Annotated in this window: 12 protein-coding genes and 1 other annotated feature; of the genes, 4 read left to right on the top strand and 8 right to left on the bottom strand. The window is 37.1% G+C overall.

Annotated elements, in window-relative coordinates:
* Positions 1-11 precede the first annotated feature (11 nt).
* Positions 12-2480, bottom strand: coding sequence for a DNA topoisomerase IV subunit A (gene parC, locus EPJ89_RS04210; protein WP_161636402.1), 2469 nt, complete (start codon positions 2478-2480; stop codon positions 12-14).
* Positions 2470-4380, bottom strand: a complete 1911-nt coding sequence (gene parE / locus EPJ89_RS04205) for a DNA topoisomerase IV subunit B (protein WP_125164448.1) — start codon at positions 4378-4380, stop codon at positions 2470-2472. Before parE ends, parC begins: the two co-directional genes overlap by 11 nt.
* A 130-nt stretch (positions 4381-4510) precedes the next feature.
* On the opposite strand from parE, the gene plsY reads away from it, so the two are divergent.
* The 3 genes from plsY to EPJ89_RS04190 all read left to right on the top strand — a co-directional run bounded on the left by plsY (position 4511) and on the right by EPJ89_RS04190 (position 7622).
* The gene (gene plsY, locus EPJ89_RS04200) at positions 4511-5113 is read left to right on the top strand and encodes a glycerol-3-phosphate 1-O-acyltransferase PlsY (RefSeq protein ID WP_200549062.1); all 603 of its coding nucleotides are present in this window, start codon (positions 4511-4513) and stop codon (positions 5111-5113) included.
* A 98-nt stretch (positions 5114-5211) separates the two neighbouring features.
* On the top strand, positions 5212-5928 hold the full coding sequence (locus tag EPJ89_RS04195; RefSeq protein ID WP_161636400.1) for an ABC transporter ATP-binding protein: 717 nt from the start codon (positions 5212-5214) through the stop codon (positions 5926-5928).
* Positions 5925-7622, top strand: a complete 1698-nt coding sequence (locus EPJ89_RS04190; protein ID WP_200549061.1) for a hypothetical protein — start codon at positions 5925-5927, stop codon at positions 7620-7622. The genes EPJ89_RS04195 and EPJ89_RS04190 overlap by 4 nt, the downstream gene beginning before the upstream one ends.
* A 93-nt stretch (positions 7623-7715) precedes the next feature.
* On the opposite strand, the gene EPJ89_RS04185 is transcribed toward EPJ89_RS04190, so the two are convergent.
* From EPJ89_RS04185 to EPJ89_RS04160, 6 genes are all read right to left on the bottom strand, one after another.
* Positions 7716-8033 (bottom strand): YtxH domain-containing protein, encoded by a 318-nt coding sequence (locus EPJ89_RS04185; protein ID WP_200549060.1) that lies wholly within the window; start codon positions 8031-8033, stop codon positions 7716-7718.
* Between the two features lie 138 nt (positions 8034-8171).
* Positions 8172-8894, bottom strand: a complete 723-nt coding sequence (locus EPJ89_RS04180; protein WP_200549059.1) for a YebC/PmpR family DNA-binding transcriptional regulator — start codon at positions 8892-8894, stop codon at positions 8172-8174.
* 18 nt (positions 8895-8912) lie between these two features.
* The gene (pheT, locus tag EPJ89_RS04175; RefSeq protein WP_200549058.1) at positions 8913-11288 is read right to left on the bottom strand and encodes a phenylalanine--tRNA ligase subunit beta; all 2376 of its coding nucleotides are present in this window, start codon (positions 11286-11288) and stop codon (positions 8913-8915) included.
* A 9-nt stretch (positions 11289-11297) separates the two neighbouring features.
* Positions 11298-12329: a phenylalanine--tRNA ligase subunit alpha gene (gene pheS, locus EPJ89_RS04170; protein ID WP_125164443.1), complete on the bottom strand. Its 1032-nt coding sequence runs from the start codon at positions 12327-12329 to the stop codon at positions 11298-11300.
* Positions 12330-12363: 34 nt separating this feature from the next.
* Positions 12364-12559: a binding site (T-box leader), on the bottom strand.
* A 39-nt stretch (positions 12560-12598) separates the two neighbouring features.
* Positions 12599-13396, bottom strand: a complete 798-nt coding sequence (locus tag EPJ89_RS04165) for a metal ABC transporter permease (protein WP_161636395.1) — start codon at positions 13394-13396, stop codon at positions 12599-12601.
* Entirely contained in the window at positions 13389-14066 is a 678-nt protein-coding gene (locus EPJ89_RS04160) for a metal ABC transporter ATP-binding protein (protein WP_161636394.1), read from the bottom strand. Before EPJ89_RS04160 ends, EPJ89_RS04165 begins: the two co-directional genes overlap by 8 nt.
* Positions 14067-14264: 198 nt before the next feature.
* Here EPJ89_RS04160 and EPJ89_RS04155 point away from each other — a divergent pair, with 198 nt between their 5' ends.
* On the top strand, positions 14265-15614 hold the full coding sequence (locus EPJ89_RS04155; RefSeq protein WP_161636393.1) for an FAD-dependent oxidoreductase: 1350 nt from the start codon (positions 14265-14267) through the stop codon (positions 15612-15614).
* Position 15615 lies beyond the last annotated feature (1 nt).

Genomic DNA, 15615 nt, shown 5'->3' with positions numbered 1-15615 from the left:
ATTATACATAATTATAAATCAAGTTTCAAAGGTTCATCAATGCTTTTCGCCTCTGATTTAGGAAACGCAACCTTTACAACATGAACAAGCGGTCTCAGTATTGAGAAATCTTTTTCATCCGTAACCGTTGAGAATGTTGCATCTGATGACATAATAGGCACATCTTTAATTGAAATAATTGATGTATGGTCATTATATATTAAGATATGATCTTGTATATTACCCACAAAAACTTCACCTAAATAGTGCGGATTGCTCTTAACCGTTTTCACAATTGAAGTCCCTTGAGTTGCACGGTTATTGATTGCAATATCTTGCGCCTTAATACGTTTCATTTGGAATCGATCTGATACGAAAACAACGTCACTTTCATCCGATAATCCTATTGTCGAGACAATGCGATCATTTAATTTGAGTTTCATTCCAATAACACCTTTAGCACGCAAACCAATTGGATTAATTTCTGAGAGATCAAGGCGCATGCATTGTCCTTCTTTACTTACAAGTAGTAAATGATCTTCATTCGAAGTAATGACAGCACCCACCAACTCATCATGTTTCCCTAACTTCATGACATCGTAAAGTCGATTTGTACGCTTAACTTCAAGTTCTGAAATGGCTGTTTTCTTCACCATACCCGATGCTGTTGATGTCACGATAAATTGATAGGTATCAAACGATTTTAATGTAAAGACACTGATGATTTTTTCATTTGGATCACATTTCATGTATTGGTTAATGTGTGAACCCGTATCACGCCAACGAGCCTCATCAATTTCATGCACAAGAATCATGCCATATCGACCTTTAGACGTTACAAAGACGAGATAATCGGTTGTTTCTACTTCTGAACTAAATACTGGCATGTCTTCATCCATAAGTGCTATCACATCTTTTTGACTTGAACCGTATGAACGTAATGATACTTTCTTGAGATATCCATCACGCGAGACGGTAACCATAACCGCTTCATTTGTAATAAGACTGAGGTGATCGACCTCAAGTTCTGAAATCTCCGCTTCTATTGATGATTTGCGCGGCGTATCAAAAGTTTCTTTGATTTCCATGAATTCTTTAACAATAAGATTGTTTAACATATCGATATTGTTAATGACTAAATCGAGATATTCTAATTCATTTGCCAGTTTTGCGAATTCATCGCGAAGGGCATTAATGTCCGTTGAAGATAAACGATACAGTTGTAAATCAACGATTGCGGTTGCTTGCGCTTCGGTAAATCCAAACTCGGCCATGATATTATTGCGTGATTCAGAGCGGTTATTTGAACGACGAATGACTGCAATAATCTCATCAAGTATTGATGTTGCTTTCATTAACCCTTCAAGAATATGTAATCGTTTTTCTTTTTGTTCATAACGATATTTACTACGGTTAAGCACAACTTCTTGTCTAAATTTTAAGTAGGCATCAAGAATTTCTAAAAGACCACAAACCTGTGGACGTTGATCAACAATCGCAACCATATTCGCATTGTAATAAACTTGTAATTCCGTGTATTTATAGAAAAGATTGAGAATGCTTTCTACATTAGCATCACGTTTACAGTCAATGACGATCCGTAACCCTGTACGATCGGATTCATCACGGACATCCATCACATCACCAAATCCCTCACTGGCTTTAGTAAAACGCAATTCGTCAATTTTACGAACAACATTAGACTTAATCACTTCATAAGGTAATTCGGTAATAACAATTTGCTTCATGCTTTTATTTTCTACGATATCTGCCTTAGCGCGAACTACAATGCGTCCTTTTCCTTTACGAATTATATCTTCAATTCCATCTCTACCCTGAATAATGGCACCAGTTGGAAAATCAGGACCTTGAACCATAGTCATGATTTCATCTACACCGCACTCTGGATTATGTAAGCGATAAATTGAAGCATCCATAATTTCATTAAGGTTGAATGGCGGTATATTGGTTGCATATCCAGCCGCAATCCCTGTCGAACCATTCACAAGAAGGTTTGGATATCGTGCTGGTAAAACGGAAGGCTCAGTCGTCATATCATCAAAGTTTAGTACAAAAGGGACGACGTCTTCATCAATGTTTTCAAGAAGTTTTTGAGACAATTTTGAAATACGAGCTTCTGTATATCGCATCGCAGCTGCGGGATCATCATCAATACTACCATTATTTCCTTGCATATCAATCAAGGGCATATTCATCTTCCATGATTGAGACATTCGAACCATTGCTTCATAAACTGAACTATCTCCATGAGGATGATAATTACCAATAACAAGACCCACTGTTTTTGCGGATTTTCGATATGGTTTATCATAGAAGTTTTTATCATGATACATCGCATATAAAATACGACGTTGTACAGGTTTTAATCCATCACGCACATCTGGGAGCGCACGTTCTTGAATAATGTATTTAGAATACCGGCCAAAGCGTTCACCAACGATGTCTTCGATCGGTAATTTAATTAATGAATCATGCGACATGTGGATCCTCCTCTAACGTAAATGCGACATTTTGTTCTATCCAATCGCGACGAACATCAACCTTGTCACCCATAAGTACGGAGACACGTTTATCAGCGACTAAAAAGTCATCGATTTGAACTTGAATTAACGAACGGCTCGCTGGATCCATCGTGGTTTCCCAAAGTTGATCCGCATTCATTTCCCCGAGTCCTTTATAGCGTTGAAGTTCAACCTTACCATACTGTTTACGGTATGCATCCAATTCCTCTTCAGTATAAGCGTAATGGACATTTTTACCGGATTTAACACGGTAAAGCGGCGGTTGCGCAATATAAACATACCCTGCCTCAACAAGCGGACGCATGTGTCTAAAGAAAAAGGTTAAAAGCAGCACTTGAATATGAGCACCATCTGTATCCGCATCGGTCATAATAATGATTTTATTATAGTTACAATCTTTTAACTCAAAATCTTTCCCAACACCAGCACCCACACAATGAATAATTGTATTTAATTCTTCATTTTTGAGAATATCTTCAAATTTTGCCTTTTGCGTATTTAAAACCTTACCACGCAACGGTAGAATCGCTTGGAATTTACTATCACGTCCTTGCTTAGCACTACCACCCGCTGAATCCCCTTCGACTAAATACAATTCATTCTTGTTTTTATTTCGCGTTTGAGCATTCGCAAGTTTTCCTGACAAAATACGTTCAATCTTATTTCGTTTTCCATTTCGTGCCTGTTCACGTGCTTTACGAGCCGCTAAACGGGCATGCGAAGCTTTTTGAATTTTAGTGATGATCTTTGTAGCTTCTTCATGATGAACATCCAAGTAGTAAGGTAACTGCTCTGAGATTACCGCATCAACAACACCTTTTGCGGCAGGCGTTCCTAATTTCCCTTTTGTTTGTCCTTCAAATTGAAGAAGATTCTCAGGAATACTTACTGATAGAATGACAGAAAGCCCTTCACGAACATCATTTCCTTCAAAATTCTTTTCTTTTTCCTTTAAAAGGTTATGTTTACGAGCCCATTCATTGATGACTTTCGTAAATCCAGAACGAAAACCTGCAACATGAGTCCCTCCATCATGGGTTCGAACCAAGTTAACGTATGAATAGGTGTCTTCGTTATAGCCTTCATTATATTGCAATGCAATTTGAACTGAAATTCCTTGATCAGAACCATTTAGTAAAATAACATCATTTAATACTTCTTGATCTTCATGAATATACTCCATAAAGGCCTCAAGTCCTTTTTCATAACGATATTCTCGTGTGATATTGACACGCTCGTCCGTAACAATAAACTGAATCCCTTGTAGTAAAAATGCGCTCTCTTGAACACGTTCACAAATAGTATCAAAACTAAATTTTGAATTTTTAAAAATAGTTGGATCAGCTTTAAAACGAACGCGACTTCCAATCGGACCCCGATCACTTGTTTTTTTAAGGGGTTCGATTTCTTTACCACCATTTCTAAACGTCATATTATAAGTTCCGTCTTTACGGAATACACTTACATTAACTTCTTCACTCAACGCATTTACAACAGATGCACCAACTCCGTGAAGACCTCCACTTGTTTTGTATCCACCTGCCTCCGAAAATTTTCCGCCGGCATGAAGCACAGTAAAAATGACCTGCAATGCACTAACACCACTTGTGTGAGTTTCAATCGGCATTCCTCGACCCTCATCTCGGATCGAAACAGTCATATCATCTTCTATATTTAAACGGATTGTCGTTCCGAAACCATTAAGCGCTTCGTCAATCGCATTATCCATAATTTCCCATACTAAATGATGCAAACCACGTGAATCGGTAGATCCAATGTACATCCCAGGGCGTTTTCTTACAGCTTCAAGACCTTCTAAAATTTCAATACTTGAAGCTGAATAATTTTGTGTACTCAAGCTCTCCAACTCCTCTCAACGTGTATTATATCATGACATAATGATTATTTGAGTATTAAAAGTTCAACCAGCATGAAAAGTTCTTTTAACTTTGCCATTGAACATGGTAAAATGATTTTGAGGTGAATTTATGGAAATATTATTAGCAAGTGTGCTTGGATATCTTTTAGGATCCATTCCAAATGCATTAGTCATTGGAAAACTTTTTTTTAATACAGATATCCGTGAACACGGTTCTGGAAATCTTGGGGGAACAAATGCTGGGCGAACTTTGGGCGCGAAAGCTGGCGTTGCCGTTGCGGTCTTAGATGTTTTAAAAGCAACCATCGCAATGGTTATCACCAATTTCTTATTCCCAGATGCAACGATTTACGCTGGATTTTTCGCAACATTGGGTCATTGTTTTCCAATATTCGCTAAGTTTAAAGGTGGAAAAGCCGTTTCAACCGCTATGGGATTTTTATTGGGGATTTCAATTCTTGTGACAAAAAGACCTGTACTGCATTTTATCGTACCTGTACTCATCTTCTTTGCAGTACTGTACTTATCTAAAATGGTTTCACTATCCGCGATGATTTCAATTATTACTGCAGTTGTTATTCTTGGTATTTCACAAGATAACATTAAAGTAACCATTGCGTTCGCAATTATCGCAATAATTGTTATTTACCGTCATCGTTCGAATATTCAAAGAATTAAAGACGGAACCGAACGAAAAATTACATGGATGTAGAGGGATGATTCCCTCTATTTTTATCCACTTCGGTGAAGATATTGAAAATAGTGAAAATAGTGATATAATTAATACATCTTATGATCAAGGAGAAGATTATGATAAATATAAAGAACGTCACAAAGACCTATAATGGGTCCCATAAAGCTGTTGATGATGTATCCATTCAGATTAATTCTGGAGAAATTGTTGGATTTATTGGACCAAACGGCGCCGGCAAAACAACGACAATTAAAATGCTTACAGGCATTTTGGCACCGGACTCGGGTTCGATTACACTCAACGATTTAAACATCCGCGAACAACCGATTGAAGCAAAACAACAGTTTGGATATGTTTCTGATGATCCCAATGCTTTTTTAAAACTGAAAGGGATTGAATATCTCAATTTTATTGCCGACATTTACAACATCAATGAAACAGATCGCCAACAACGAATCCAAAACTATACTCACCTATTGGGGATGGAACAGGCGTTGAATGATAAGCTTCTATCCTACTCACATGGAATGCGACAAAAAATTATGGTGATTGGCGTCCTTCTGCACAATCCTTACTTACTCATCCTGGATGAACCCTTAACCGGACTTGATCCACAATCTTCTTATATTTTAAAAGAAGCCATGCGCGAACATGCTCAACACGGTGGCGCGGTATTTTTTTCAACCCATGTTCTTGAAGTTGCGGAAAAATTATGCGATAAAGTCGTTATCATCAATCACGGTAAGATTGTCTATACAGGTACCCTTGAGTCACTGAAATCTAACTACAATCAACTTTCACTTGAAGAAATCTTCTTGGAGCTTACAAAATGAGTCGAATTCTCACACTAACAAAAATAATGTTGAAGACAACGACTTATGATTTTACGCAGCAACTCTCAACAAAAAAGAAAAAAAATTCAAAATATATGTTTCTCTTATTTGGCTTTCTTTTCATTTATCTCGGTGGAATTGTATTCTTTCTTTGGAATGCACTTATTAAATCTGCAGTTTCGTTAGGACAGCCTGGAATAGCAATCCATACATTATTTGCGAGTGCTAGTATTTATATCTTAATTATGGGCATTCTCATCGTTCCAGGGATATTTTATTTCTCAAAAGATATTGAGCGCTATTTAGTGCTACCCGTTCGTGCTGCCGATATTCTTTTTTCAAAATTTATTGCGAGTTTGATCACGATGTATCTCAGCGCTGCAGTTATTTTTATTCCTTTCGCAATTGCGTATATGGTAAATGTTAAGCCAGATTTCTTATTTATAATCCGATTTATCGTGAGTTCACTGATGATTCCGATAATTCCATTTACACTATCGTTGATCTTTATGATTCTCGTCTTGACCTTTATTCCATTTTTCAAAAATAAAGACGTTTATACCTATGTCTCAACGTTGCTCAGTATTGTATTGGGGCTTGGTATGGCCTTTCTTGGTCAAACATCCGGAACCGGCGGTGCCGACTTCTTATCAAAAATCATGACCAGTATTGCATCGGGTGATAACACCTTACTTAAAGTCATGAATGGCATTTTCCCTACAATACCACTGCTCTCACAAGGTGTTGTTTATGCAGATTATGGAAAGTTGTTTCTTGGAACCTTAATTTCAATACTCAGTCCTTTCCTCTGTGTTACGCTTGTGCAAAAACTATATTTTAAAGGCGTTATTGGAATTGATGAAGCAAGTTCGAAAAAGACAGCACTCACAACTAAAGCGTTTAATAAATCAACAAAGAAACGTTCTGCACTCAGTGCCATCATGAGATACGACATTCGAAATATTCTTCGAACCCCAACATTCACAACAAACTATTTCGCAGGTTTGATTATTATACCGGTATCATTTGTGATTCCATTTGTAATTGGGGTCTCCAAGTCCCCAGTATCCTTGTCGGAAATAAATCAGACCGTTCAAGAAATCATGACATTACAATTTTACACTCAACCCTTGTCGGTTAAATTTGCGCTCGTTTTTATTATTGGTCTTGTAATATCTTATTTCATGGCGAATGTTGGAATGATTACCGCGACTTCAATATCGCGTGAAGGGCGTACCCTACAACAGTTTCAAGCAATGCCTCTCGATTTTATGACCTTGGTCCATGCAAAGATTCTGATCGGATCTCTAATAACGGTTATTCCAACATGGATTATTGGAATCCTGCTCGCGATTTTCTTGAATCTTAATTATGGGTATATCATTCTTTTTGTCCTTAGTGCATTTTTAGGGTCAATCCTTTCAAACACGAGTGCAATCGTCTTAGACGTTTTCTCACCAAAATTAGTATGGGACAATGAAACCCAAGCCATTAAACAAAACTTTCTCGCTGTAATCCCACTTTTCTCTTCGTTTTTGATTATTGGAGGATTTGTTTACGCAGCGATGAATTTTAACCCGATTCATGTTATTTATACATTTGGAATTCTACTCATTTTACTCAGTTTTATCCTGTATCAGGTCATTAAAAAACTCGTTAAAAAGAGACTTCCACAAATTATTGAAACACTTTAACACAAAAAAACCTTAAGATTGAAATCTTCATTTGGAACTAGGTCAGTTCCTTTCGATATCTTAAGGTTTTTTTTATCCATTTAACACGTTAAATTATTTATTAAAAATGTCTTTCGCTTTATCGGTTAAGTCTTCAGCGGTTTCTTTAGCCTTTTCCGATAAATCTTCAGCGACTTGCTTACCTTTTGTTACAGCATCGGCGGTCATATCACGACCCTTTTCCAATACATCTTCGGCATTTTCTTTCGCTTTTTCTCCAAATTCATTCATCTTTTCAGATGCTTCTTTTGTGACCGACTCAGTTTTTTCACCAAGATCTTCGGCGGTTTCTTTGGCTTTGACACCCAAATCATCAGCAGAGCTCTTTGCTTTTGCTGCAAGTTCTTTTGCTTTGTCTAATAAATTTCCCATATTTTAAAGCCTCCCTTTTGTATATGTTGATTATATCGTACATAGTACAGACCAATCAAAGCTTTTGACTTAATTCATACATTCTTCATCAAAGATTCACAAAAAAACCTCTAGTAATAATTCTAGAGGTTTACAATCTTAATCTTCAAACTTAACGTTGTGATAGACTTCTTGAATATCTTCAACTTCATCAAACATCGCTTGAATTTTTTTAAAGTTATCGGCATCTTCACCTTCGACGGTTACATATTCATTCGGTAAATAAGTAATCTCAAGGACATCAAATTGAATTTCGCCCAATTTGCTTTCAAGTGCTTCTTTCGCTTTATGTAAGCTTGTCGTATCAACAGTAACTGTCATATGACCCTCTTCTTGTTCAATATCGATCAATTCAACATCGTCTTCAAGAAGAATTTCCATGATTACTTCTTCATCATTGGATTCAAATGATAATAAACCAACATGTTCATAACCATGAACAACCGAACCATTCACACCAATTTTCCCTTTAGATTTTGTAAAGCAATTTCGAACTTCACTGTATGTTCGGTTATCGTTGTCTGTCAAACATTCAACAATAAATGACGATGCACCGGGTCCAAATCCTTCATAACGTACCGCATGGTAGTTCTCTTCAGAACCCCCTTTAGCTTTTTCAATCGCACGTTTAATGACATCCGCAGGAACTTGTTTTGTTCTTGCTTCATCGATAATACGCTTTAAACCCACATTCATCTCAGGATCAGGAATACCAGCCTTAGCCGCCATATAAATCTCTTTTCCATATCGTGAATATACCTTCGTTTTAGCTGCCGCTGTCTTTTGCATCGACGCCTTACGAACTTCAAATGCTCTACCCATATTTTTTACCTCCTAATGTTATCGCACTTCAACGTTGAAACGTTTTTTCAATTCTTCAACTACTGCTTCCATTATATCATTAATTTCCTCGACCTCTAAGGTACGGTCTTGCCCAAAAGACAACTGGAATGCAATAGATTTTTTATCCCCTAGTTTTTCAGATGTAAACACATCAAAGACGTTTAAGTCTACCAAATATTTTCGTGATACTTTTTCAATCGATTGGATTAAATCACTTACCGATAGATTGTTATCGCATAGAATTGCGAGATCTCGAGTCATGATTGGATATTTTGCGACCGAAGTTGCTTTGATGGCCCCTGCTTTTTGACCTAAAAGAAAATCCAAATCAATTTCTAAATAAATAGGATCTTTCAAATCATGTTCTTTCGCATAGGTCGGATGAAGCTGTCCAATGACCCCCAGGTGCTTACGGTCAAATAGAATTTCTGCACTCTTGAATGGATGGAATTTTGTATCATCAAAACCGCTTTGTTTGAATTGGAAGCGTTTTTCACTAAATCCTAATTTATCAAATAATTCCATCGCCATTCCCTTAAGTGTGAAGAAGTCTAAAGGAATTTCTGTTTTAGTCCAATTCTTATTAAAGAGCGAACCTTGACCAATAATTCCTAAACGATTTGATTTAACACCTTCGGCATAAACTGAAGACTGTTCAAAAAAGAGAACATCGGAAATTTTGTGAGCATTATTATACGCCAAGACTTCCACCATCGATGGTAATAAATGCGTTCTTAAGAAAGCTCGTTTATCGCTGATAGGATTGGCTAGACGAATTGGAGTACCCAATGACTCTGAGCCAACTGTTTTCGCTTCATCTACAAGTGTATAGGATAGAATTTGGTCTGCACCAAAGCCTAATAATACATCTTCAATCATGCGTGTCTTAAGTTGTTGATTATTTAAATTACCCAGTGTTAAATCCATAAGCGGTAATGTCTCATCCATGACATCATAACCAACGATTCGGATGACTTCTTCAATGAGATCCTCTTCAATCGAAATATCTTTACGATATGAAGGAATTGTACATGTAATCATTCCCTCAACGTGACGCGGTTTAAAATTGAGACGTTCAAATACATCCATAATGACAGCTTCTTCTAAAGAAGTTCCAAGATATTGATTGATACGATCAACCGTGATTGAAACCTCGACAGGAGTGCTATCAAGCGCGCCCCACTGAACAGTTTCTTCAATATTTGTTGCATCTGCATACTCGATTAAAAGTTGAACTGCACGATCCATCGCCTGTTTGGATGCATTATTATCCATTGGCTTTGTGTAACGTGTAGATGACTCGCTGCTTAACCCTAAACGTGTTGCTGTTTTACGAACAGACACATGATTAAAACGTGCGACCTCAATTACGAGTCCCTTAGAATTCGGTTGAATCATCGAATTACCAAGACCCATAATCCCTGCAATCCCCACTGGAACCTCACCATTCATAATAACAAGATCATTTTTTTCGAGTTTATACATTTGACCATCAAGCGCTTCTACTGTACCTTCAAAATCATCATGAACTGACAAGTTTTGATGACTTAGGAAGTCAATATCGTAAAAATGCATTGGATGACCGGTTTCAAGCATGACAAGATTTGATATATCGACAACATTATTAATTGGTTTAATTCCAGAACCAATCAAGGCTTCACGAATCCAACTTGGTGATGTCCCAATTGTCACATTACCAATTACTTTACCTAAAAAAAGTGGTGACTTTTCAGTATATGATTGAATTTGAAGCTTGGTCTCACTACCGATGTTCGCTACACCTTCAAATTGCGGTAATGTCAGTTTACGACCAAACAGCGCACTGACTTCATGCGCAATTGAGATTATTGACATAAAATCAGAACGATTCGGCGTTTGAGAAATATCAAGAATTTCATCATCTAATCCTAATGCAACGGCAGGATTACTTCCCGGCTCTGCTTTTGGTAAAACGACAATCCCCGTTTTTTGTTCTTCAGTTTGGAATTTTTCAGCTACACCAAGTTCATTGAGAGAGCAAATCATTCCATTTGATTCTACACCACGTACTTTTGATGCTTTAATATTAAAATCTCCCGGTAACACTGCACCGACTTGAGCAACACAGACATATAAGCCGGTTTTAATATTTGATGCGCCACAAACAATTTGTTCTACGCGATCACCTAAGTCTACCTGACATACATTTAAGTGGTCACTGTCTTCATGTGGAACACATTCTAATACATGACCAACGGTTAAATTGGTACCATGAATGAGCGGTTCAATACCTTCTACTTCTAAACCTGCGTTTGTGAGGGTATCCGCAAGTGTTAATGTGTCGATATCAGCAATATCCACATATCTATTTAATAATTTTCTACTAACTAACATTCTAACCTCCTACTCAAACCGCTTAAATTGATCAATGAATCGTTTATCATTTGTATAAAATGATCGAATATCATCAATTCCGTATTTAAGCATTGCAATGCGTTCGACACCAATTCCAAAGGCAAATCCTGAAAGCGTTGGGTCATCATAACCCGCTGCACGCAAGACGTTTGGGTGAACCATACCACCACCCAGAATTTCAATCCAGCCAGTATCCTTACAAATGTTGCAGCCCTTGCCACCACAAAGATGACATGTTACATCAATCTCAACACTAGGCTCGGTAAATTGGAAATAGCTTGGTCTAAATCGAATTTCTCGACTCTCTCCAAACATCCTCTTCGCAAAAAGGTTTAAAGTCCCTTTTAAATCCGATAACGTAATGCCATGACCCAGTACTAAACCTTCCATCTGCACAAATTGATGGGAGTGTGTCGCATCATCATCATCACGACGGTAAACTTTTCCAGGACAAATAACTTTAACTGGAACCGAAGGCGCATATTCTTCTAATGCACGCATTTGGATTGCCGTTGTATGGGTTCTAAGTAAAGTATGTTCATCAATAAAAAATGTATCTTGCATCTCACGAGCAGGATGATCTTGCGGAATATTGGCACGTTCAAAGTTGTATAAATCAAGTTCAACTTCATCCCCTTCCACGACTTTATATCCCATTTCTCTAAAGAAATCTTCCATTTCGCGACGCATTAGAATTAATGGATTTTGACTTCCTTGTTTAAACTGCGTTCCAGGTAACGTCACATCAATCGCATCACGAGCCATATCTTGCTCTAATTTTATTGCTTCTAAGTCTGCTTGTTTTTCTTTAAGTGCTGACTCAATGCTCTGTTTTGCTTCATTAACACGTTTACCAAATAAAGGTTTCTCTTCATTGGATAAATCTTTCATTTGGCCCATAACTTTTGTTAGAAGACCTTTCTTACTTAGATATTCAATACGAACATCATTTAAATGCTCAAGTGATTGAGCAGATTTGATTGCTTCAAGCCCTTGATTCATAATTTCTTTTAAGTCCATCTAAATCCTCCTTAAACATAAAAAAAACCGCACGTCCAGGAACGTCAAGCGCGGTACCATCCTGATTTATACAAAATAATGTATACATCTCTTCGTTTTTAACGCAAACGACACGTAAGTGATTAGCTTCTCTCCAAGATGAATTCGCAGGATATCAATCAATAGTTCCATCAACCCTATTGTTTCTATAAAAGATATGTCCTGTTACTTATTCTCTTCAATGATTTTTATCTTCTATATTATAACTAAAAGCGAAGGTAAATTCAAGATTACCCTCGCTTTAATACAGTTTTTATTAGAATGAGTAAAACTAATATTGCGACACCCAAAAGCACAATGGTGCCACCGGGTGCAAGATTAAGACTGTACGAGAGTGCTAATCCTGCCCAAACGAATGATAATGAAAATCCAATTGCATAAAGCATTGTTGATCGATAACTTTTTGATACTTGCATTGCACATGCTGTGGGAATTACCATGAGCGATGAAACAATGAGCGCACCGACAATGCGTGATGCAACCGATACGGTGATTGCAGTCAAGATGGTAAAGATTAACGAGATGCGATTTGTATCAATACCCGATAACATCGCTGATTTCTCATCGAATGCAAGGTAGAAAAACTCTCGATAATATCGAATCGATACAATAATAACGATAAGACTCAATAAAATTGCCAACCAATTGTCGCTCCCACCAATCGCTACGATACTGCCAAATAGAAAACTGTTAAAATTCGCTGGGTTTTTAACAAACCCCAATAAAACGCCCGATAAACCGATTCCAAACGACATAATAATTGCGATGGCTAATTCTTGATATTTTCCAAATCGTTTTTGTATAAATTCAATGCTTAATGCAGCCACCAAACTTAGAGCAATGGCACCAACAATTGGATTAAATCCTAAAATCAGACCAATTGTAATACCACTTAAAGAAACATGCGAAAGTGCGTCTCCAATCATTGACATGCGTTTAAAAACAACAACGACGCCAATCAAAGGAATAATAATGGCTAATAAACCACCGACAAGAAAAGCGGTTCGCATAAATTCATATTTAAACATGTGCAGTCACCTCTTGAACTGTACGATCTTTCACTTCAAAAATACGATTAATCTTCTGAACATCATGATCGAGGTTATGTGTTACCATAATTACTGTCATTTTATGTTCTTGGTTAAGAATTTCAAGTAACTGATAAAGATTTTGTATCGCATCTTGGTCTAAACCATTGGTCGGTTCATCTAAAAACAGTACTTTCGGTTCTACAATTAATTCACGTGCGATTAAAACGCGTTGCAATTGCCCACCCGAAAGATTATTTATCATTTCATCAGCATATGCTTCCATACCCACACGTTTCAAAGCTTCAAGTGCACGTTTTTTACGGGATTTGGAATAAAAATTAAAAAAACTACCCTTGGAAATTCTAAGCATTACAATTTCCAACGCAGTTGCCGGAAAATCCGCAACTCCCAATAAGCCACCTTGTGGGACATATCCAATGGAATCAAATTGACTAAATCGATCAATTGGCTCTCCAAGAAGTGTTACCGCACCTTCTTTTGCCCGCTCAAATCCCAATACAACCTTTAGAAGTGTCGATTTTCCAGAACCATTAGCGCCAATGAGCGCTACGAAATCTCCTTCATGAATCGCAAAGGACACAGACTCTAAAATATTATTTTTGGAATAAGAAAAACTCATATTCTCTACCGTAAGTATAGCTTGCATGTCCTCTCCTTTTATTTTATATTTTTATAATTATTCAATGTTAATGTGTACGTTTAAACCATTTGCAAATGGTTCGCAACAATTATTATATGTTTGATTCGATTCTGTGTCAACAACAGTTATTCGTTTACGGTCATATCACTCAAATTTCATTTTAAACATTGGTATAATAAGCGTATACATTAAGGAGGATTATGTATGAAAGTTGTAGTTATTGGTTGTACACATGCAGGTACATCCGCAGTTAAAGCAATAATTAATGAAGACCCAACTGCTGAGGTTAAGGTTTTCGAACGTAATGATAATGTTTCATTTTTATCATGCGGTATTGCTTTATATATCGGTGGTGTTGTGAAAGACGCACAAAGCCTATTTTATTCAAGTCCTAAGGAACTCGCATCATTAGGTGCAGACGTTCATATGGAACATAATGTTACAGATATCGATGTTGATGCAAAACGCGTTTCTGTTACAAATTTACTTACAAATGAAACTTTTGAAGAAACCTATGATAAATTAGTCTTAACAACAGGTTCTTGGCCAATTGTTCCGCCAATTCCAGGTATTGAATCTGAAAATATTATGTTGTGTAAAAACTATAATCAAGCTCAAGAAATCATCGCACGTAAAGATAAAGCTGAAAAAGTTGTTATTGTTGGTGGTGGTTATATTGGAATCGAGCTCGTTGAAGCATTTGGTGAATCAGGCAAGGATGTAACATTAGTTGATGGCCTCGATCGAATCCTTAATAAGTATTTAGATCCTGAGTTTACGGATGTTCTCGAAGCTGACTTAACAAACCGTGGCATCAAGCTTGCATTGAACCAAACTGTTCAAGAATTTAAAGCCGATGATAATGGAAATGTAAGTCAAGTTGTCACATCCGCAGGTAGTTTCGATGCAGACCTTGTAATTATGTGTGTTGGATTTAGACCAAGTACAGAATTAATTAAAGATAAGGTTGAAACACTACCAAATGGCGCGATCAAAGTTAACGAGTATATGCAAACAAGCCGTCCAGAAATTTATGCTGCGGGTGATAATGTCGCAGTTCACTACAATCCAACGGGCGATCACGCTTATATTCCACTTGCAACCAACGCTGTAAGAATGGGAACTCTTGTAGGAAAAAATATTGTTGAAAACAAAGTTAAGTATCGTGGAACACAAGGTACATCAGGTCTTTATCTCTTTGGCTATAATATTGGATCCACCGGTGTTACGGTGAATTCAGCGCCATTCTTTGGGTTAGATGTAGACTCTGTACTTGTTAAAGATAACTACCGCCCTGAGTTTATGCCAACAACAGAAGAAGTAATGATGAAACTTGTCTATGAAAAAGACACACATCGCATTGTTGGTGGTCAAGTCATATCAAAATATGATATTACTCAATCCGCAAACACACTTTCACTTGCAGTTCAAAATAAAATGACGATTGAAGATTTAGCATATGTTGATTTCTTCTTCCAACCTCATTTTGACCGTCCTTGGAATTACTTAAATATCCTTGCACAAGCTGCTGTAGAAAAAGAAGCAAAAAAATAAT

It is taken from the genome of Erysipelothrix sp. strain 2 (EsS2-6-Brazil) (genome assembly GCF_016617625.1).
Lineage (GTDB): Bacteria > Bacillota_I > Bacilli_A > Erysipelotrichales > Erysipelotrichaceae > Erysipelothrix > Erysipelothrix piscisicarius.
This window is presented reverse-complemented; position numbering and strand designations above follow the sequence as displayed.